We start from the raw sequence: 20,529 nt of genomic DNA, 5'->3' as shown, positions 1-20,529 counted from the left end.
CTACAGACCATGAAAAGAGTGCAAAGTATATAGAAAAATGGGCGAGAAACCAGCTTACCTTTCACTTAGAGATGAGTCGGCGACATCGCGTAAACACCAAATACTTTAGATGATTGATATTACGGATAAATTGCACTGGGCATATGAGGAGCCGTCAGATACACTGGATATTGTTATTAATCGCATTGGGGCCATATAGCTGGACGAACAGCAAGCCGCCATTGCAATACTAGAGGTCTCAAGCCCACGTTATGTCAGCACGTTCATTTCTTTCAATCATTGGGTGCATAGTAGCTTTGGCTGTCGTACCAATTGGAAGCGATGCTGTAGCGCAAGATAGCGCCGCTAATGCGCAAAAAGAAAAGTTAGCTGAGCTGCAGGCTGAATTACGCGCTCGGCAGCAAGTGCTTGAAAATAATAAAGCCAGTGCACAAGAATTAGATAATGTACTTAAGGCTTCTGAGCTTGAAATTGCAAAAGTGGCAAAAGCCTTGGCCAATACGCGCCAGGCTCTTAAAAATGTTGAACAAGAGCAGGCCAAGCTTGAGGAAGAACAAGAAGCACTTAAAGCCGCTATTCGCAAGCAACAATCTTTATTGTCTAGCCAGCTTAAAAGCGCATTTATGGCCGGCCACTACGACTACGCCAAAATGCTCTTTTATCAAGAAGATGCACGTACATTTGAACGTGTCATTACCTACTATCAATATGTGGCAAAAGCCCGCCAGAAAGAAATTGAGAGCTTTAGGGGAAATGTGGCTAGGCTTGAAGAAGTCAACGCTGAACTAAGTGACAAAGCCCTTTCACTTGCTGCACTTAAAGACGAGCAAGAAGGTCAGCGTGCGGTACTTATTACGCGTCAGGACGATCGCAAAGCAACACTTAAAAAGATTAATAAAACCATAGCATCGGAAAACCAGCGTATTGCCTCTTTGCAAGCCGACGAAAAGGCACTAAGAGGAGCGATTGAGGCAGCGCGTATTGCTGCCGAACGTGCGGCTCGCGCTGCTGAGTTTAGTATGAATGGTCTTGCTAAACTCAAAGGTAAGCTGGCTGCACCGGTGAAAGGCAGAATACGTCATCTATTTGGTAGTCGCCGTCAAGGACAAGTATCTTGGAAAGGCATTGTGATAGACGGCGCCGAGGGCGACCCAGTAAATAGCATAGCACCTGGGAAAGTGCTGTATGCTGATTGGTTGCGCGGGTTTGGCTTAGTTGCCATTATCGACCATGGTGAGGGCTATATGAGTGTTTACGGCCATAACCAAGCATTGCTTAAACAAGCTGGCGATGATGTTAGGGAAGGTGAGCGCATTGCACTTGTGGGCCGAAGCGGTGGTCAGGAATATCCTAATCTTTACTTTGAAATTCGCCACAAAGGCAAGGCGCTAAATCCAAAATCTTGGCTGGATTAATTCGTCTACGTCAAAACAACGTTTAGGCTGTGACTTCAAACGTGGCTGTATCTGGCAAAGGGCGTTGAGGCTTGCCTTCACCTAAGCCTGCAAGTTCACCAATTTCTTTTGCGTCAAAGCCCGCGCTGCTAAGTGCACTCTCTAATGCCTTGCCTGGCTCGATGCCTTCGCTTTTCAACTGCTCAACAATTGATGTCGCGTCTTCACTGGTTAATGAGTCTGCGTCATATTGCTCTAAAATCGACTGAAGTGCCTGTGTTTGCTCATCGGTCAATGATGCTTGCTGACCCTTTGGCGGAGGAGGTGGGGTGTTCGGTCTTAGTTGCTGTGTTGCTGAAGAATCATTGATACCTGAAATCATTGCGAAACCTTAAATAAGAAGTGATGTGGTAATAAAGTATCGTCCTGCTAAAAATATTTTTAGTGAATAGTGCTAGGTTTACGCAATATTTACCAAGCTTTACAAAGTGGGCTTGCTAACTGCGTGCGCAAGTGGCCGATAAAAAAGCCGAAGTTTTATTGAAAGTCCTTTCGTTGTTGGTATGCTAAACATTAAAGTGAAGTTATTCACAAAACGCGCTTAATAATAATGATGAAAAACGGATGTGATTTAGATGCTTTTGCGTCTGCTAATGCCTTGTATAATCTTTGTTTTATGCGGGCTAATTAGCCTCCAAGCAAAAGCAAAGTCAGACATAATCATAATATTAGATGACCTGGGGTACAGGCCGTCCGATATCGCTGCTTTTTCTCTTCCTAAAGAAATTACCTTTTCTATACTTCCACAAACGCCACTGGCTTCTGAAATTGCCTATCGCGCTGAACAAGAAGGCAGAGCTGTTATGCTTCATATGCCAATGCAAGCGCAAAACGGTAAGGAAATGGGGCCGCTGGGACTAACCACAGATATGTTCGCAGGTGCTATTACTTACAATTTGCGCAAAGCGATGAAAAGCGTGCCCAACGCAGTGGGTGTGAATAACCATATGGGGAGCGCATTCACAGGGCAGCAGAAAGGAATGGAAGCGCTCTTGAAAGAAGTAAAACGGCAAGGTTTATTTTTTGTGGATAGTCGAACCACTGTACTCACAAAAGGTGAAGAAATTGCCGAGCGGTTAGGTGTGCCTAGCGCAAGCCGGCAGGTGTTTCTGGACCATAAGCTTGAGCCTACGTTTTTGCTCAAGCAATTTAACCAGATGAAACATATCGCTAAAAAGAACGGCCACGTTGTTGTGATTGGCCACCCCCACCCAGAAACGGTCGATTTTCTGAAAACGCATCTTCCCTCACTTGAAAAAGAAGGTTTAACCCTTACCTCCGTAGCTGACTATTTTTCACATGCGCCCAAAGTGGCCAAGCAGTTTGGCAAAGCGCGAGAACAAACTGCTTGGCGCAATGATGCAGATGTTAAAGATAATAACGCAGACACGAGCAGCACAAGTGCTCTGCAAAGCATAGGACTAACGCATACTCTAACTGAAGATGGCTTTGCTGAACGCTTAGAGACTGCACCAAACGAGTAGCATTCTTGCCACATTTCTACTTAGTTAGTTCATTTTCATCTCGATAAGATCAAAATTTAATGTGGGAACGTTTCTCATTTCTGCGAGTCTGTTATAATATAACGTCTCTGGCGAATGGTTCGCGAATATAATTTTGCACGGTGGTAATTAGGGTAATGACTCCAATTGACGAGAATCCAACAAAACTAGACAAACTTGGCATCTGGGTGTCGAGCTTGTGTGCGTTGCATTGCCTCGCGCTGCCTGTTTTGGTGCCTCTGTTGCCGCTTATTGGTTCTAGCATTTTTGCACAAGTGTGGTTTGAAAGAACTATTCTAACTTTTTCGTTAATTGTGGGTGCGGTTGCTTTGCTGAGCGGTGCAATTCGCTATCATGGCAAATACTATCCACTGGCACTGTTGTTCACTGGCGGTGCAATTTATTGGCATAAAGACATTTTTGGGCATCATTACGAGCCCTTTACTATCGCGATAGGTGCGGGGCTAATTGTGGCGGGCCACTGGGTCAATATGCGTTTATGTCGGCAATGTAAGTGCTGCAAAAATACGGTGTTTTCAGACCACCTCTCTACTGAGTTTAAGTAGAAAAACGTATCCTAAGAAAAGTAGTTTAAAAAAAACGAGCCAACGGCTCGTTTTTTTGTATTTATGAATGCGGGTCAGATGTCTGTTCTACAGACTTTGCGCATTGCAGGTCAATGCCTAACTTGATAGCACTTTAAGGGCAATATCTGGCACATTAGTAAATATGCCTTTCACACCCCACGCTTTAAGCATTAGCATGTCTGTAGGCTCATCCACGGTATAAACAAATACGTCAAATCCGTCTTGCTGTGCAGTTTGAACAAACTGTTTATCAACGGCGTCTAACGCAATGTTTACAGAATAAGCATTAAGCGCTCGCGCGCTAGCCGTGCAGTCAAGCTCGTAGCTTGCAGACAAGGCGCCGATTTTCACTTCAGGCCACCTAAGCGCAATGGCCTTAAGCCAATGATGGTTAAATGAAGAGATAAGTAGCTTATCAGCATTAATAACGCTTTGCTGTACCGCCGCTTTAACGTCTTTTACCCAGCTATCTACATCGCGTAAGTGTTTTATCTCAATATTGCACCACTTATCACTTGGCATACAATTCAGTGTTTCAGTCAGGGTCGGTATGCGCTCTTCATCACCTATGTTCATTCCTCTTAGCGATTGCCACGATGTGTCAAGCAAATAGCCGGGTTCCCGTGCTCTGCGCGTAAGTGTTCTATCGTGAAAAACAATAATGCCGCTTTCGTGCTGATAGGTATCAAACTCAATGCCGTCAGCGTGTTGCTCGAAAGCCAGTTTAAACGCCTTAACTGTATTTTCTGGGGCGGCTTTACTGGCACCTCGGTGAGCAAAAATGAGCATAGACATTTCTTCCTTAAAGATCACAGCACGCGTTAATCGTCTTTTGCATTATGCAACTTATGCGTGTTGAGCGTTTCATAAACTGACGCTGAGGTAATAAGAATTCCACCTAACAACGCACTTAAACCAGGTTTTTCGTTAAGTAAAATAATAGCAAGGAAAACGCCATAAAGAGGCTGCATGCAGGCAATAAGCGAAAACGTTTTTGCCCTAAGATGTCGAAGGCTTGCAGCAATTAGCGCATGAGGAAGTGCGGTAAATACGGTGCCTAAAAGCAATAGCATTAGCCAAGAGCTAGAAGACGCAGACGCTATTTCTGCACTGCCTACAGGCAGCATCAAAATGCTGATAACTAATGTTTGCCACGCCATAGCCTGCGCACCGCTGTAGTGCTTAAAGTGCTTGCGGTGAATAAGGTTTCTAAATGAATACAGGATGGCGGAGGCGATACCGATGAGAACGCCAAGGGTAATGTCATTTTCCAGCGATGTCTCAGGCACTATTAAATACACACCAACGACCACGGTAAGGGTAGATACGATATCCTGCCAAACCAATCTCACTTTTTCGAAAAAAGGCTCAATAAGCACCGTGATTACGGGGAAGGTAAAAAGGGCAATCATCCCCACAGATACTCCCGCATATTGCATGGCGGCAAAATAAGTGACCCAGTGCAGCGCCATCAGCACGCCCAAGCCTAAGGCAACGCCGTAGTCTTTTTTGGAGTTCAGCTTTATTTTGTTGTTTGCCAGCTTCAAAAAGGCAAATAACGCTATGCAGGCAAATACTGAACGAACGAAAGTGATATCACTGGCACTAAGTGGTACAAGCCGAGAGAAAAGGGCTGTACCACCAAGTAAAATTACCGTGAAATGAAGTGAGATCAGGCTTTTTTTAACAGCATCCATAAACTAGCTGTCAGCGCCCTCTGATTTAGTCTCGCTTTTATCATCGCCGGTTGGTTCATCCGCAACTGGTGTATCTTCAACAGAAGCTTGTGCAGTTGATTTAAGCGCCATAGGTTCACCAAGACGAGTGACCATACCAGGGGCGAGGTCTTCAAAATCAATCATGTCTTTTTCGAAACACACCACAATGGTCGAACCTAGCTTAAAGCGGCCTAGCTCTGCACCTTTTTCAAGGAAAACCGCTGCTTCGCTGTCTTTTTCATAAGACCAGTGCTGAACGTTTTTACCCGCAGGTGGTGTAACCGTGCCAGCCCAAACTGTCTCAATACTTGCCACAATGGTAGCGCCCACAAGCACCATTGCCATTTTGCCTACAGGCGTGTCGAACAGCGCCACAACGCGTTCATTACGTGCAAAAAGACCTGGAATATTTTGCGCAGTAAGCGGGTTCACTGAAAACAGCTCGCCCGGCACATACAACATATCAGTAAGTGTGCCCTCAACAGGCATATGAATTCTGTGATAATCGCGAGGGGCAAGGTAAATGGTCGCAAATTTACCATTTTTAAATGGTGCTGCTACTTCAGGCTTTCCACCTAACAACGTAGTTAGGCTAAAGTTGTGACCTTTGGCTTGAAAGATACTGTCGCTATGAATATCGCCAAACTGACTTACCGTACCGTCAACAGCATGGATAAGTACGTCGTCGTTTTCGTCAATGGTACGCGCTTCAGGCTTAAGCGGGCGGGTGAAGAACTTATTAAAGCTTCTATAATGCTCTGGTTCTTCGTGCAGCGCTTCTGACATATCAACGTTGTATTGCTTAATAAACGCCTTGATGAAAAATGTCGTAACGCTACCCATTTCTGCTTCTGCAAGTTTGCCTACAAGGCGTGAAAGCAAGTGCTTTGGTGTAACGTATTGTAAATTAACTTTAAGCCAATCTAACACAAAATATCTCCGTTTCTTTTATGCAAGCAATAACGCATCGCATAGATAGCGTTATTGTATAGTAAGTCGTGGTATTAAGAGCAACTTTAGGGTTATGAGTGCTTACACAAAAGCATAAGCACGTGGTTCACACCAAAATAATAAATCGCCGATTAAGCGACAGCTATTACACGTAAGCAGTGCGTGTACCTCTTAGGTCGCTCTTATGGATTTGACGTTCCAGCGAGGTTAAAAACCAATGTCCGAGGTTATGCCCCGGGTGGCTGACTGTGACTAGGGCGCTGCTCTTCCATCGTCGTTAAAATTCGATGGTAGCTATCGAAGCGTTCTGCGCTAATCTTTCCTTCGTCTACTGCCTCTCTTAATAGGCAACCTGGATCATTTAAATGTTTGCAGTCTCTAAATTTGCAGCCGCCTAAATAATCTCTGAACTCAACAAAGCCCCATGTAATTCGCTCGGTAGGAATGTGCCACAAGCCAAATTCTCGTACCCCTGGAGAATCAATTAAATCGCCGCCGGCCGGTAAGTGAAGCAATTTGGCCGCCGTCGTTGTATGTTGACCTAGTCCCGAGTTATCTGAAATATCGCCGGTTAATTCATCGGCGTCTGGCAGAACTTGGTTAATAAGGCTCGATTTTCCTACGCCCGACTGCCCTACGAAAACGCTAATATTATCGTTAAGGTATTCATTGAGCTTGCTAATCCCTTCACCGGTTTTACAGCTGGTGAACAGCACTTCATAGCCTAATTTTTCGTAGGTTTTAAGTTGCTCTGTGACGGCTGTACGTTCTTCTTCACTGAGCAATTCTACTTTATTAAGGACAATCAGCGGCGTGATACCTATGTCTTCACAGGCAACCAGGTAACGGTCGATAATATTCAGTGAAAGGGTAGGTAAAATAGCGCTGACCACAATAATGCGGTCGATATTCGCGGCGATGGGCTTAATGCCGTCGTAATAATCTGGGCGAGTCAGTACAGAATGCCGGTCTTTTACAATTTCGATGACTCCGCTTACACCCGACTCGGCGTCATCCCCTTTACTGAAAAACACTTTGTCGCCACACACCACAGAATCTACCGTGCGGCGAATGTGGCAGCGAGAAACTGCGCCGTTTGTGTCTTCAACATCGGCGTGTTTACCAAAACGGCCAATTACCGTGCCGCTTTCTAACGTGCTTTCATCTAGGTTCGCCGCGCCCTTTGAGGCGTGCTTTTCACGCAAGCGTTTGCTTCTGTTAGCTGCCACTTGTCGTTTCTGTCGTTGTGTAAGTTTTGGTTTTTTCGCCACGATTCTTTTCTAGTTTCACGTATACTATGGTCAATAATACCGTTTGTAGGGCATGGTTGCCATGTCTGTAGCGCAAAGAGGAAAGTAATGAGTAAACACGACAGTAACCTTGTTTGGATAGACATGGAAATGACAGGGTTAGATCCTGAAACCTGTGTAGTAATGGAAATTGCGACCATTGTTACCGATGCACAGCTGAATATTTTGGCTGAAGGCCCTGTAATAGCGGTACATCAAAGTGATGACGTATTAGACAATATGGACGAGTGGTGCACACGAGTTCACGGTGAAAGTGGATTAACTGCCCGTTGCCGAGAGAGTAAGGTTAGCGTAGAAGAAGCATCAGCGCAGACTATTGCCTTTTTAGAGCAGTGGGTAGATGCAGGTAAATCACCACTGTGTGGAAACACCATTGGGCAAGACAGACGATTCATGGTTAAGTACATGCCCGAGCTTGAAGCTTACTTCCACTATAGAAATATTGATGTAAGTACAATAAAAGAGCTAACGCGCCGCTGGAAGCCTGAAGTTTTAGACGGTTTCGAAAAGAAAGGTGTACATCTAGCGCTAGATGATATTCGCGAGTCTATTGAAGAAATGCGCTATTATCGAGAGAAAGTGTTTACGATTTAGGCATTCAAACATTGAGGTGCAAAAAAAGTAGAATTAAAGGTTGCGTTACCCCAAAATTTTTGTAAAATGCGCACCACTTCAAACGAAGTACCTCTTTTGTTGCGGGAATAGCTCAGTTGGTAGAGCACGACCTTGCCAAGGTCGGGGTCGCGAGTTCGAATCTCGTTTCCCGCTCCAAATTTAAATCTGAATCTAATCAGATATCAAAAGATGCACAGCATCGACTCTATGCGGGAATAGCTCAGTTGGTAGAGCACGACCTTGCCAAGGTCGGGGTCGCGAGTTCGAATCTCGTTTCCCGCTCCAAATTTTCAAACATCACGAAAATCTAAACATTAGCAGATGTATTGATGCGACCCCTTAAAGGGTCCGCGACCGAGTGTCGGCCATTGCTTCGCAACGAGTTCAAATCTGTTTCCCGCTCCAAATTTTTCAGACACCTCAAAAATTAAAACTTATCTAGTTTTTAAGTGCGACCCCTTGGTGGGCCCGCGACCGAGTGTCGGCCATTGCTTCACAACGAGAACAAATCTGTTTCCCGCTCCAAATTTTCAAACATCACGAAAGTCCAAATTTTCCAGATAACACGAAAATTTAAACTCTCTTCCACCCGAATTCATATTCCATAGTCACTGTTATTTTCTACGTGAAAGCTATCTGAACTTTCTGGTTTATTAGTGCTCAACTACTAGGTGCTTTTATGGATGGATGCATCAATGGTAGAAGGAAGAGTTAATAGATATGGGCTTGAATGGCACTGTTTCGCTCAAATACGCCTGCCTAGTTCTTCTGCGCTTCGTGCACTTTTGCTTTCACTTGGTATTAATGGGGGATTGTTACTAGCGTTGGCATTCACCACCGCTAACAAACCTGCTGGTCAGCAACCTTTGCCTCCACTTTTATTAAAAGCAGTTTTATTACAGCCGCCAACTATTCCGCAAAAAACCGAGACTAAGCCAAAATTAGTACATGAGACTCATGCCGATGTAGAGGGTGGTGTTGTACTCAAAGAAGCAAAAAAGAAGGAAACCCCCTCAATCGCTAGTAGACCGGAAAATGAATCTGAAGGGGCACAAGCGCCTTTGGAAAAAGAAGTTTCAGCACAACCTTTGTTAAGGGCAAAAGATGTCAGGCTGAGAATTCAAGATGCGACGAAAAACTATATCAATCGTTTGAACGCACAACGATTGCAAAACATTGCCAATCAATTATCTTCAAACAAAACCCATTCAAATGTGAAAAAAAGCCAAAAACTTTCTAACTCCTTCAATACTGAAAACGAAGATTTTCTCGAAAGTATTGAAATAATCGTTGATTGCAGCACGTTGAAAGGAAAGTTCTTCAGCGCCCTCAGTAAAAATAAGGGTATAGCGATTGAGGATCGTGATTTTCCTTCTTCACCCAACACTCCAACTGTTCAAGGAACCGTAAAGTGTAGAGATAACAGCCGTTTTAACGATTATATTAATCGGCGAGTAAATAAGGAATGACGTTTAAGTCGCTGGTTTACACAGTGCTCTTTTCTGATTCTGGGTATTAATTCGAACTCATGCGCACCAAAGTTGTGCAGTTTTGCTTGGGCTATGCGAAAAAGCCTTTAACTTACTAATTATTAATTGGAATTTGGTTTTTAGGTGAAGCCTTATTAAGTGCGTCTATCTATTGCCGTTATACAGGTTGGGATTCTTTGCACTTAAAATGAATAAATATCCTGTTTTTCTATCGCTTTTGCCATGTTTTATATTAGAATGCGCGCAAATTCCGGCACACATTCTGCTGAGTAAAGTCTTCTAGGCCCTTTTCAGTGAATAGCTTCGAATAATAATAACGCTACCAATAACGAGCCGGTGCGCATATTTACCTAATTCACGCTAGAAACGCTTAATTCAGAAGGACTCTGTTTTTCCAATGGAACGGGCTAGTGACTTTTTAGCAATATCCATTTTAAGAGAGAGAACATGCAGATTAAGAATGCTCCTTTCCATATTTCTGCCGTAGCAGGTGCAGTGTTAGCCGCTTGCTCAAGCCCAGGCGTCTATGCTCAAACGGTCGCTGTAGACGAAAAACAAATCGAAAAAGTAGAGGTAACTGCAACTCGCAGAAGTGGCACGTTACAAGAAGTACCAATTAATATTTCTGCGCTAACGTCAGACGTTTTGGACCAACAGAATATTGAAGATCTTGACGGCGTAGCCCGTTGGGTGCCTGGCCTTACTGTGACTGATCAGGGCGGAAGAAATGACTCTCCAATTATTGTTCGCGGCCTAAATACTAACTCGTCAGGCCCTGGCTCTAACGGAGGCACGGTAGCCACTTATTTTGGTGACATTCCTCTCTTTCTTAATATGCGTCTTGTTGATGTGGATCGGGTTGAAGTTCTTATTGGTCCGCAAGGTACGCTTTATGGGGCCGGAACTTTAGGTGGTGCTATTCGCTATCTTCCGAAGAAAGTAGACTTAGAGTTTATGTCTGGGGAAGTCACAGGTGATGTGTTCAGCATCAGCGAAAGCGATTCTCTAGGCGGAGAAAGCAGCATTGTCTTTAACGCACCTATTATTGATGGTGAATTAGCGGTACGTGCGTCATTAAACTATTTCAACAACCCTGGCTTCCTTGACTATAACTATGTAGTAAGGGAAGGCGGTGTGTCACTGCCTGACCCAGACTGGTCTAACGAAGAAGAAGTAAATAGCAACTTAAAGCAGGTTGAAGATGCCAATGGCGAAGATACGCTAACCGGTCGTATTGCAGTGCGCTGGGCACCGAACGATTGGTTCGACAGTACCTTGACTTACTTCTACCAAAAGCAAGACGTTGAAGGTCGCTCTATTACCCATTATGACGCGCTTTCAGCTGACAACCCTTTGAGCGAAATTATTGGAAAGTACGAGTCAGCGTACCGCTATGAAGAGCCACGGGAAAAAGAAGACGAACTATTGAGCTTAGAAGTGAGTGCTGACCTAGGCTTCGCTGAATTAGTGTCTGCAACGGGGTTGTCTAATTTTGAAGCTAATGGCCAGCGCGACCAAACCGACTTGCTGATTCGCTTAGACTATAGCTACGAAGAATTTCCAGCATTCTCGTCTTACACCGAAGAAGAGTCTGAACGCGAAGTCTTTACACAAGAACTTCGCTTAGTGTCACAAATGGACGGTCCTCTTTCTTGGATTGTCGGCGGTTTTTATTACGACTTAGACAGTGAAGGTAGTAGTAAAGAATTCACGCCTAATTTTGATGTGTATGCTATTGAGGTGTGGGGCGTAGAGGGTAACTACCGTCCTGACTCCCTTGAATACTTTTCAGTAGACGAAAGCGAAGTGACTGAAAAAGCGCTATTCGGTGAACTATCTTACGAGTTAACTGATGATTGGGATGTCACTCTTGGGCTTCGAGCATATGAGTACGAGGTATATTCACGCTCGGCAGTAGACTTGCCACTTTACTACTCAGTGTTTGAAGGTAGGGCATCAGACTCTATTGTATTAGATTATGGTGAGACGGAAGCTGACGATAGCGGTACGTTACTTAAATTCAATACTAGCTATCAGTTTACCGCTAATACTATGGGTTACTTGACCGTCAGTGAAGGCTTTAGAATTGGTGGTGCAAACGGCGTTGCTGCTTGTCCAGATAACGTTGATGATTTGAATAATCAGATTGTTTGTGCAACGTCGGAAGAGCAACTCTTCGAGGCAGATACTACAACTAACTACGAGCTAGGCGTTAAAACCAGTTTCTTTAGAAATAAGCTTCAATTAAATACAGCACTATTCTACGTAGATTGGCAGGACCCACAGGTATCTGGGGCTACAATCAATGGTCAGCAACCTATCATTGTTAATGCAGAAGGTGCAGCATCTAAGGGCGCAGAATTTTCGGTACGCGGTATTATTGGCGACAATATTACAACTTATGCAACCTACGCTTATACAAAAGCAGAGTTAACAGCCGATGCTCCGTTCTTGTTTGGTGTGTTCGATGAGCAAGGTACAGAGCTTCAAGACTTTTACGATGGTAAAGATGGAGACCGCTTACCAGGAACTGCTGAGCATCAGTTCTCGTTCGGTATTACATACAGCCAAGAAGTATTTGACGACAAAATGCTAAACGTAAACTACGGTATCACTGCACAAAGTGATGTGTACACTACTGTTGGTCTACGTCAAGATGGTGAAGCGTTACCTGGCTATGCAGTAAGTAATTTGAACGCGACAATTTCAGATGAAGACTGGTCGGTAACGTTATATATCGATAACTTATTCGATAAGTATGCGTTCACTTCAACACGTCGTAACGTAGGTGATATTGGTCTTGGGCAATTTAACGATACCTTGGAACCTAATGGTACTGAGATACAGCGAAACTATGGTCACTATGTGCTAACGCCGCGTACTGTAGGCTTGATGTTTAAGTATCAATTTGGCATGTAGTATAGTTACTGCTGTACGATACAATATGGGGCGCTTACGCTTAACGTGTAAGCGCCTCTTTTGTTTAATAACGGTTTAAATACAGATAAACAATGAATACAAGCCAAACTCGCTTAGACGATGCCGTTAGGTTCTTAACACAACGAGATTTTAAGCAAGCACACCGCTGTTGCGTTGAAGTTATCCAACAACACGGGCCACATGCTCACGCCTATTTTTTACTTGGCATTATTCATATTGAAATTGGCCAAATAGAAAAGGCAATTGCCTTGTTAACTAAGTCTAACGAGATAGAAAAACGTCCAATTACTTTTGCCTATTTAGCGAAATGTTTTGCACTAAAAGGCGATATGCAGCAAGCGCTTGAGTTTGTATCGTGTGCGCCAGTAGATAGCCTAACTCGTGCCCTCGACTTAGATACGGTTGGCGTTTCGTTATCTCGAGTCGGCCTACATGAAAAGGCTATCGCCTATTTTGAAAAGGCGCTTATGCTAGCGCCCGCGAATCCACAGTACCATTACAATTATGCAGTAAGCTGCAAGTTTGCAGGGAAATTTGAACTAGCAAGAAAGCACTTTGAGCAAGCCATAAATAGCGAACCTCATTTTTTTCAGGCGCATTTTGCCCTATCTGATCTTGGCGGTGTGTCGGCGGAAGATAATCATTTAGCGCGACTTGAGCCTCTGGTTGAAAAGGTAAAAGTAAACCCAGAAGCGCGTCTACATGTAGGTCATGCCCTAGCGAAAGAATACGAAGCATTAGGTGATTACTCACGTGCTTTTGACGCGCTATGCCATGCGAAAATGCCCCAGAAAGCGCGCAGTAAAAATACATTGAAAGACTACCAAGCGATATTTACTACTTTGCACAAAAATTTGCAGATATCGTCGAAGCCTAAAGTATACGCAAGCAGTGTATCTTCAAGCGACGCGCCAATTTTTGTAGTTGGTATGCCGCGCAGTGGCACAACGCTGGTTGAGCGCATTCTAAGTCATCACTCGTTGGTTGCTTCTGGAGGTGAACTGCAAGATTTTGGCGTTGCTGTTAAAGAGGTAACTCAAACTAGTAGTCAACTTGTGCTGGATACGCCTACCATTGAACGGGCATATGAAAGTGATTTAGGAACGATTGGAGAGCGCTATCTTCAGCGAACGGCTTTCCTTCGACAAGATTCAAAACATTTAGTTGATAAGCTTCCGTTTAATTTCTTTTATATCGACTTAATTCGGCAAGCTTTGCCTAATGCAAAAATTGTGTGTTTGCTGCGCAACCCTATGGATACTTGTATAGGCAATTTTAGACAGTTATTTTCCATTCACAGTCCTTACTACGCCTATGCTTATGATCTTGATGTTATTGGACAGCTTTATCAAAGTTTCGAAAAATGGGTAAGAAAATTTGCTGACGTATATCCACATGCAATTCGGCTGCAATCATACGAGCAACTTGCTCAGCATCCGGATACCGAAGTAAAAGAGCTATTGGCATTCTGTAACTTGCCTTGGGAAGAGCAGTGCCTACAGGTCGAAAACAACAAGCTTCCCGTATCAACAGCAAGTAAGGTTCAGGTAAGAGAGCCAATAAATACTCGCTCAATAGGTCGCTGGAAACGCTACGCTTCGCAAACTGAAGCGCTGCAGAAGTCATTAGGTATTATTTAATGGAAAAAACGCAGATTCATTTGCAACCGTTAAACGTAACGATTATGTTAACGTTATCTGTACTGGTCTAACCAGATAGGCAGGGCGACAGTGTACTAGCACTGTGCAGCTGAATTAGTTATTTCTAAAAAATCGGCGTGAACAATTATGTCAAAGAACTACGTACTCAATACTTATAATAAATTCTTAAAACTACCTTTCGGCAAAAAACTGTTTAGCTGGTATTCAGCGCGCAGAGCGCCTTACTTTTCTACCGTTTCCCCGCTTATTACTGACATTAAACCTAACTATTGTGAAGTGCTCATTAAAAAGCGTAAAGGGGTTGAAAACCACATTGGTACGGTTCACGTTATCGCGATTTGCAACGGGTTAGAAATGGCCATGGGCTTTATGTGTGAAGCATCGATACCTAAAAACTTGAGATGGATCCCAAAAGGCATGGAAGTAAAGTATCCAGCAAAGGCCGATTCAGACATTCGTTGTGTCGCTGAAGTACCAGCTGATGCTTGGAAGCCGGGTGATTTACCTATTTCTGTTAAGGCGTACAACGCCCAAGAGACCGTGGTCGTAGATGGTATCATTACGGTTTGGGTAAGCGAAAAACGCTAAAAAATGTCGTGCTATCTGAAGGTCGCTTTTGCGGCCTTTTTTTATGTCTAGTTACTGGCACAATATTAAGTTTTTGCTACAGGAGTATTTCTGATTGACAGCATTCGAAAACACATCTAAGAATAGACTGGTAAGCGATTGAGGCGCTATATCGGAAGTCTATTTCATTTAACAATTAAGTGGTGGTTCTCTTAATAAACCATGTTAAGAAGCCACGATGAAAGAGGTTAAGATGTCTGTAATCACAAAAGAACAAGTCACTAGAAAACCTTTCGCAGATAAGAAAAATTACCCTTACGGTTTTGCCCGTTCCGGAGATTTCTCAATCAATGAAAGTAAACTTCTTCAAGCCCATGGTAGCTTGTTTGCCGCACTGGTTGACGGAAAGATCACGCCGGAAAATGACGAAGAACAAGCTTATCTAGAGTCTGCTCTCGGGCACCGTGAACCTGCAACACCTCAGGAAAAAGCGTGGTTGAAATACCAAGCGCGAATTAATAGACCAAAAACTGCTAGCATTTACGGCTCTAAGCGCGCTGCTACACAAGATGTTGACGATGATGATGATATAAGCGATAACAGCGACCTTGATATCGACCTCGATGATTAATCGCCTTTATGTTCGCAAAGGGGATAAATGCATAAAATTTACGCTCTGCGCTTATATTGTTCTGGCTGTTAATTTTGTGTAAATAAATATCCTATTTCCTGTCAATTTTGCACTTAAGTCGAAATATTTATCCTAATTATTACGAATATTGGGATATATATCTCACTTTTACGCAATTTGGTGTTTTATCTTCCTATTACCTTAGTTATAGTCGGGGCATCGTCAACGTACGCTGACAAACCCCCCAACCCATTACAGGAGAAAAGCACTGTGAAAATGATGTCGGGCGCAGCCATGGTGGTTGAAGCGCTAAAAGATGTAGGAGTGACACACGTGTTCGGTTACCCAGGTGGTGCCGTATTAGACATTTATGATGCGTTATTTGCGCAAGATGATGTCAAACACGTCCTCGTACGTCATGAACAGGCAGCCGCCCATATGGCGGATGGTTATGCACGTTCAACTGGCAAAACCGGCACAGTGCTCGTCACATCAGGTCCAGGCGCTACGAATACTATTACAGGTATTGCTACTGCGTACATGGACTCTATCCCGATGGTAATTTTATCGGGACAGGTGCCTTCCAAGCACATTGGTGAAGACGCATTCCAAGAAACTGATATGGTAGGGTGTTCCCGTCCTATCGTTAAGCACAGCTTTTTGGTTAAGCGCGCGGTAGATATTCCAGAAGCGATTGCTAAAGCCTATTATATTGCAAACACAGGGCGTCCTGGCCCGGTGGTTGTAGATTTACCAAAAGATATTGTGAACGTAGCAGAAGAGCACCCGTACGTGTTCCCAACTGACGTGACCATGCGTTCTTATAACCCAACAGAAAAAGGCCATCCTAAACAGGTTAAAAAGGCAGTTGAGTCGCTACTTAAAGCGGAGCGTCCAGTACTGTATGTAGGTGGTGGCGCAGTAGCTTGCGAGGCGTCAGCAAAAGTTATTGAGTTAGCCGAGAAGCTTAATGCACCGGTAACTTGTACGCTAATGGGCCTTGGTGCTATGCCGGGTACACACAAGCAATTTATCGGCATGCTAGGTATGCACGGTACGCTTGAAGCGAACAAGACCATGCATAATGCCGACTGCATCATTGCACTAGGTGCACGTTTCGATGACCGTGTTACCAATAACGTTGATAAGTTCTGCCCTCATGCAGATATTATTCACGTTGATATTGACCCAGCATCAATTTCTAAAACCGTAAATGCTCACATTCCTGTGGTAGGTTCGGTAGATAAAGTACTTGATCAAATTTTAAGCCAGGTTAATAAGAAAGATTTATCAGGCCAGAGCGAAAAGCTCACCGACTGGTGGCAGCAAATTGAAACATGGCGTTCTCGCGAGTGCTTGAATTACGCACAAGGCGAAGAAGTTATTAAGCCTCAGCGCGTTATTGAAGCCTTGTACAAGCACACCGATGGTAAAGCCTACGTAAGTTCTGACGTAGGACAGCACCAAATGTTTGCTGCGCTTTATTATCCGTATGATAAACCGCGTCAGTGGATTAACTCAGGTGGCCTTGGCACCATGGGCTTTGGTTTACCGGCTGCAATGGGCGTACAATTTGCGCACCCAGGCTCTACGTCTGTAGTGGTAACCGGTGATGGTAGTATTCAAATGAATATTCAAGAGCTATCTACCTGCTTGCAGTACAACCTGCCTATTAAGATTATCTCATTGAATAACCGTGCTCTTGGTATGGTTCGTCAATGGCAGGATATGATTTACAAAGGGCGTCACTCACATTCGTATATGGATTCAATGCCTGACTTTGTGAAGTTGGCGGAAGCTTACGGACACGTAGGTATAAAAGTAGATAAGCTCGACGAGCTAGACGCAGCAATGGAGAAATGTTTCAGCTACACAGATCGCTTAGTGTTTATGGACATAGCAGTAGACCAAAACGAACACGTATATCCAATGCAAATTAAGTTTGGCGCAATGGATGACATGCGCTTAAGCAAGACGGAGCGAACCTGATGAAACGTATTATCTCTGTATTAATGGAAAACGCCCCTGGCGCACTATCTCGTATCGTTGGTGTATTTTCCCAACGTGGTTATAACGTTGATTCACTGTGTGTGGCACCGACTGACGACGCGAGCCTTTCGCGTCTAACGATTATCACTCACGGCGACGACAAAGTTATAGAGCAAATTACTAAGCAAGTTAACAAGCTTATTGATGTGCTAAAAGTAGTAGATCTTACTGAAGGTACGCACATTGAACGCGAGCTTATGCTGATTAAAGTCGCGACTCGCACAGAGTCGGTGCGTGCTGAAGTGAAGCGGAACTCTGATATTTTCCGTGCGCGTATTGTGGATGTGAACGTAAACAATTACACCATTGAAATTACGGGTACCACAGATAAGCTGGATGCATTTGCCACGACTATGGGGCAGTGTGCTGAAATTATTGAATCATCGCGCACCGGTGTGTGTGGGCTTGCACGAGGTGACAGGGCGCTTCGTCCTTAAACGATGCTCTGAATTTTCGCGCAAAGCGTTTTTTCAAAAGGCTGTCATTAGACAGCCTTTTTTCATTTTAGGGAATGACCCTAAGTATCGCGCCCATAATAGGCTTCTACGCGCAAGGCAATGCCGTAAGAGGTTTTGAAGTCCTCATCACGCAGCCATAATACAAAAGGCTCTACTTCAAAGAAAAGCCAATCACGCAACATGTTGTTACGCCACCTAAACCCTCCATAAATCTCTTCTACGCGATAACTCGGTTGGCTCAGCCCTTCCACCATGAAGTGAGGAATAACAGCGTTATTTTGGTCTACAGAGAACAAGTGATGGACTTCGTGTCGCCACAGCCAGTCATTTGTTTCATCTCGGAAGTAAAAGCGGTTGTTTTGTCGAACTAAGTGCTTTTTATTAATTTCGTATTGGAAAGCCGCGCCCAGTTCCGCACCCAGACGGTCGCGGGTGTAGTAGTAAAGTTCAGCGTCATAAAGCATGGCCCACTGTTTAGAAAAGGCGAAAGCATTTCTGTAACGGGTCATCGCATATAGTTGGTCGCGGCGGCCGGCTCCAATTCTAAACGAGTAATGCGAGTCTTGCTCAGGGCGAAAGCGAAGCGCAATGGTCGTTCGGTCACGGTTATTGTTGCCGGTATCCCTCGCAGCACGTATTGTATTGTTCTGCGTTTCGTCCTCGTTATCGCTTAAAAGTAAATCAACCCGTTCTTTTAGTGCTGGTAGTCGAACTCTGATTCTAAAACGCAAATCGGTATCTGAAAGCATGCCGCTTCTTGGCTCCCAAGCTAACTGGATACGGCCTTCGGCTTTCGCTTCTTTCTGTCCCGGAATGGTGAGTTTCCCATCGTTTTCGAACAAACCGTCAAGCTGTTTAACGGTGAAGTCCATGGTATCTGTAAAGCTACGCTGCCAAACATCAAACCAGCGATCATTATGTTGTAGTGTTGAAAGAGGTGTTGGGGAATCTTCAAATTCCTCATAACTACTAGAGTTGGCGTCGGCAGGCCTTATAATGTCGCTGTCGGTTACACTTCCACTGGTCGTGTTTACGGGGGGATTCACCGTACCATCAGTAATATGTAGTGTCGAAGGGGAAGTGAGTAACAAATGGCAATAGACTACAGTAAGGCACAGCATTACTCACTAACTCCTTGTAAAAATTAGAATAGTTGAATATTTTGACTATTCGTTTTAAAGATATACAGAGCATGGATTGTCATTAATGAAACGTCAATCTTTATTCATTCAAGCAAATATTCAGGTGAAAGCATCTGCGGGCAATGGCATACTGTGCTCAACGATGTAAGGGAGATTATTTTTATGGGTGGTATTAGTATTTGGCAACTGCTGATCATACTGGTTATCGTAGTACTTTTATTTGGTACAAAACGGCTAAAAGGTATAGGTACTGATCTAGGCGGCGCAATTAAAGGCTTCAAAAAAGCAGTCAGCGAAGAAGAGAAAGATGCTGATTTCGAGCAAAAGAAGCAAGTTGAAGAAAAGTCATCGGCAGATCCTGTTTCAACTAAGACGCAGAGCGACGTTAAAGAAAATTCCTAATGTTCGATATCGGCTTTTGGGAGCTATTGGTTATCGGTGTGCTGGCGCTTCTTATTTTAGGGCCAGAAAGACTGCCGGGTGCCATGCGCTCAACTATAAATACAATTCGTAGTGTACGTAATGTAGCAACGGGCTTTAAGCAAGAGGTTGAGCACCAGCTGCGCGTGCACGAATTGCATGAAAATTTGAAAAAAGCAGAACAGCAAGGGCTTAAAGATCTTTCACCTGAACTTGAACAGAGCGTCGATGAGCTAAAAAAAGCCGCCGAGTCGGTTCAAGAACCTTACAAAAAGCAATAGATGTCTGACGCTAATAATCTTATTTCTCATTTAATTGAATTGCGAAGCCGTATTCTCAAAGCCCTTTTGAGTGTACTCATCGTTTTCATTTGTTTAGCGGCATTTGCGCAAGACCTTTACAAGTTATTGGCGATGCCATTGCTTGAAGCCTTGCCCGAAAATGCGAGCATGATTGCAACAGACGTTGCATCACCTTTTTTTGCACCTTTCAAACTAACGCTGGTGTTATCGTTTTTTATTGCTATTCCCTATGTGCTCTACCAAGTATGGGGGTTCGTAGCACCGGGTCTGTATAGAAATGAAAAGCGCTTAGTTGCTCCTTTACTGCTCTCAAGTACGCTGCTGTTTTACGCGGGTATGGCATTTGCCTACTTTGTTGTTTTTCCAATAGCGTTTGCGTTTTTTACGAGCGTAGCACCTGAAGGTGTGACGGTAAGTACAGATATATCTAGCTATTTGAACTTCGTCTTGAAACTGTTTTTCGCATTTGGGGTCTCATTCGAGATACCGATAGCCATTATTCTAATGTGTTGGACTGGGGTAACTGATGCTAAATCGCTGAGAGCCAAGCGCCCTTATGTGGTTGTAGGCGCATTCGTTGTCGGCATGTTACTAACACCACCTGATGTTATCTCTCAGACATTATTAGCTATTCCAATGTGGTTACTGTTTGAAGTAGGGGTTATTGTTGGAGGCTTTTATGCAGGTAAAACGCCCAAAGACGCATCCACTCAAACAACGGACAACACATAA

General features: G+C 44.0%; 20 protein-coding genes and 2 tRNA genes. 16 read left to right on the top strand and 6 right to left on the bottom strand.

Going from position 1 to position 20,529, the window contains the following annotated elements; all coding sequences use genetic code 11:
• The first annotated feature begins 251 nt into the window (after positions 1-251).
• Positions 252-1,415 carry a murein hydrolase activator EnvC family protein gene (locus tag E5672_RS18140; RefSeq protein WP_136783567.1) on the top strand — a complete coding sequence of 388 codons (1,164 nt, stop codon included), beginning with the start codon at positions 252-254 and terminating at the stop codon, positions 1,413-1,415.
• A 22-nt stretch (positions 1,416-1,437) separates the two neighbouring features.
• Here E5672_RS18140 and E5672_RS18135 read toward each other — a convergent pair whose 3' ends face one another.
• Complete coding sequence (locus E5672_RS18135) at positions 1,438-1,776, bottom strand: hypothetical protein (protein WP_136783565.1); 339 nt, start codon at positions 1,774-1,776, stop codon at positions 1,438-1,440.
• Positions 1,777-2,029: 253 nt separating this feature from the next.
• Between E5672_RS18135 and E5672_RS18130 the strand changes: the two genes are divergently transcribed.
• Positions 2,030-2,938 carry a divergent polysaccharide deacetylase family protein gene (locus E5672_RS18130; RefSeq protein WP_136783563.1) on the top strand — a complete coding sequence of 303 codons (909 nt, stop codon included), beginning with the start codon at positions 2,030-2,032 and terminating at the stop codon, positions 2,936-2,938.
• A 155-nt stretch (positions 2,939-3,093) separates the two neighbouring features.
• Positions 3,094-3,522, top strand: a complete 429-nt coding sequence (locus E5672_RS18125) for a MerC domain-containing protein (RefSeq protein ID WP_136783561.1) — start codon at positions 3,094-3,096, stop codon at positions 3,520-3,522.
• A 117-nt stretch (positions 3,523-3,639) separates the two neighbouring features.
• Here E5672_RS18125 and E5672_RS18120 read toward each other — a convergent pair whose 3' ends face one another.
• The 4 genes from E5672_RS18120 to rsgA all read right to left on the bottom strand — a co-directional run bounded on the left by E5672_RS18120 (position 3,640) and on the right by rsgA (position 7,483).
• Positions 3,640-4,332, bottom strand: a complete 693-nt coding sequence (locus E5672_RS18120) for a glycerophosphodiester phosphodiesterase (protein WP_136783703.1) — start codon at positions 4,330-4,332, stop codon at positions 3,640-3,642.
• Positions 4,333-4,364: 32 nt separating this feature from the next.
• A complete protein-coding gene (locus E5672_RS18115; protein ID WP_136783559.1) occupies positions 4,365-5,240 on the bottom strand; it encodes a DMT family transporter in 876 nt (291 codons plus the stop codon).
• 3 nt (positions 5,241-5,243) lie between these two features.
• Positions 5,244-6,191 carry an archaetidylserine decarboxylase gene (gene asd / locus E5672_RS18110; protein WP_136783558.1) on the bottom strand — a complete coding sequence of 316 codons (948 nt, stop codon included), beginning with the start codon at positions 6,189-6,191 and terminating at the stop codon, positions 5,244-5,246.
• Positions 6,192-6,439: 248 nt separating this feature from the next.
• Positions 6,440-7,483, bottom strand: a complete 1,044-nt coding sequence (gene rsgA, locus E5672_RS18105; RefSeq protein WP_136783557.1) for a small ribosomal subunit biogenesis GTPase RsgA — start codon at positions 7,481-7,483, stop codon at positions 6,440-6,442.
• A gap of 87 nt (positions 7,484-7,570) precedes the next feature.
• Here rsgA and orn point away from each other — a divergent pair, with 87 nt between their 5' ends.
• From orn to ilvN, 10 genes are all read left to right on the top strand, one after another.
• Positions 7,571-8,116 carry an oligoribonuclease gene (gene orn / locus E5672_RS18100; RefSeq protein WP_136783555.1) on the top strand — a complete coding sequence of 182 codons (546 nt, stop codon included), beginning with the start codon at positions 7,571-7,573 and terminating at the stop codon, positions 8,114-8,116.
• A gap of 101 nt (positions 8,117-8,217) precedes the next feature.
• Positions 8,218-8,293, top strand: a tRNA-Gly gene (locus E5672_RS18095).
• Between the two features lie 53 nt (positions 8,294-8,346).
• Positions 8,347-8,422: transfer RNA gene (locus E5672_RS18090), tRNA-Gly, on the top strand.
• Positions 8,423-8,820: 398 nt separating this feature from the next.
• Positions 8,821-9,606 carry a hypothetical protein gene (locus E5672_RS18085; protein ID WP_136783553.1) on the top strand — a complete coding sequence of 262 codons (786 nt, stop codon included), beginning with the start codon at positions 8,821-8,823 and terminating at the stop codon, positions 9,604-9,606.
• A 468-nt stretch (positions 9,607-10,074) separates the two neighbouring features.
• Complete coding sequence (locus E5672_RS18080; RefSeq protein WP_136783552.1) at positions 10,075-12,546, top strand: TonB-dependent receptor; 2,472 nt, start codon at positions 10,075-10,077, stop codon at positions 12,544-12,546.
• Between the two features lie 92 nt (positions 12,547-12,638).
• Entirely contained in the window at positions 12,639-14,207 is a 1,569-nt protein-coding gene (locus E5672_RS18075; protein ID WP_136783550.1) for a tetratricopeptide repeat-containing sulfotransferase family protein, read from the top strand.
• A gap of 147 nt (positions 14,208-14,354) precedes the next feature.
• Complete coding sequence (locus tag E5672_RS18070) at positions 14,355-14,816, top strand: hotdog fold domain-containing protein (protein WP_136783548.1); 462 nt, start codon at positions 14,355-14,357, stop codon at positions 14,814-14,816.
• A gap of 217 nt (positions 14,817-15,033) precedes the next feature.
• Positions 15,034-15,426 (top strand): MaoP family protein, encoded by a 393-nt coding sequence (locus E5672_RS18065; protein WP_136783547.1) that lies wholly within the window; start codon positions 15,034-15,036, stop codon positions 15,424-15,426.
• A 270-nt stretch (positions 15,427-15,696) separates the two neighbouring features.
• Positions 15,697-17,415 carry an acetolactate synthase 3 large subunit gene (locus tag E5672_RS18060; protein ID WP_136783545.1) on the top strand — a complete coding sequence of 573 codons (1,719 nt, stop codon included), beginning with the start codon at positions 15,697-15,699 and terminating at the stop codon, positions 17,413-17,415.
• Positions 17,415-17,912 (top strand): acetolactate synthase small subunit, encoded by a 498-nt coding sequence (gene ilvN, locus E5672_RS18055; RefSeq protein ID WP_014975513.1) that lies wholly within the window; start codon positions 17,415-17,417, stop codon positions 17,910-17,912. Before E5672_RS18060 ends, ilvN begins: the two co-directional genes overlap by 1 nt.
• An 80-nt stretch (positions 17,913-17,992) precedes the next feature.
• Here ilvN and E5672_RS18050 read toward each other — a convergent pair whose 3' ends face one another.
• Positions 17,993-19,054 (bottom strand): hypothetical protein, encoded by a 1,062-nt coding sequence (locus E5672_RS18050; RefSeq protein WP_136783543.1) that lies wholly within the window; start codon positions 19,052-19,054, stop codon positions 17,993-17,995.
• Positions 19,055-19,231: 177 nt separating this feature from the next.
• Here E5672_RS18050 and tatA point away from each other — a divergent pair, with 177 nt between their 5' ends.
• The 3 genes from tatA to tatC are packed head-to-tail and all read left to right on the top strand — an operon-like array spanning position 19,232 to position 20,529.
• Positions 19,232-19,477, top strand: a complete 246-nt coding sequence (gene tatA, locus E5672_RS18045) for a Sec-independent protein translocase subunit TatA (protein WP_240692282.1) — start codon at positions 19,232-19,234, stop codon at positions 19,475-19,477.
• On the top strand, positions 19,477-19,776 hold the full coding sequence (gene tatB / locus E5672_RS18040) for a Sec-independent protein translocase protein TatB (protein ID WP_014948087.1): 300 nt from the start codon (positions 19,477-19,479) through the stop codon (positions 19,774-19,776). Before tatA ends, tatB begins: the two co-directional genes overlap by 1 nt.
• The gene (tatC, locus tag E5672_RS18035; RefSeq protein ID WP_136783539.1) at positions 19,777-20,529 is read left to right on the top strand and encodes a twin-arginine translocase subunit TatC; all 753 of its coding nucleotides are present in this window, start codon (positions 19,777-19,779) and stop codon (positions 20,527-20,529) included.

This window comes from Alteromonas portus (genome assembly GCF_005117025.1).
In the GTDB taxonomy this organism is placed as follows: Bacteria; Pseudomonadota; Gammaproteobacteria; order Enterobacterales; family Alteromonadaceae; genus Alteromonas; species Alteromonas portus.
This window is presented reverse-complemented; position numbering and strand designations above follow the sequence as displayed.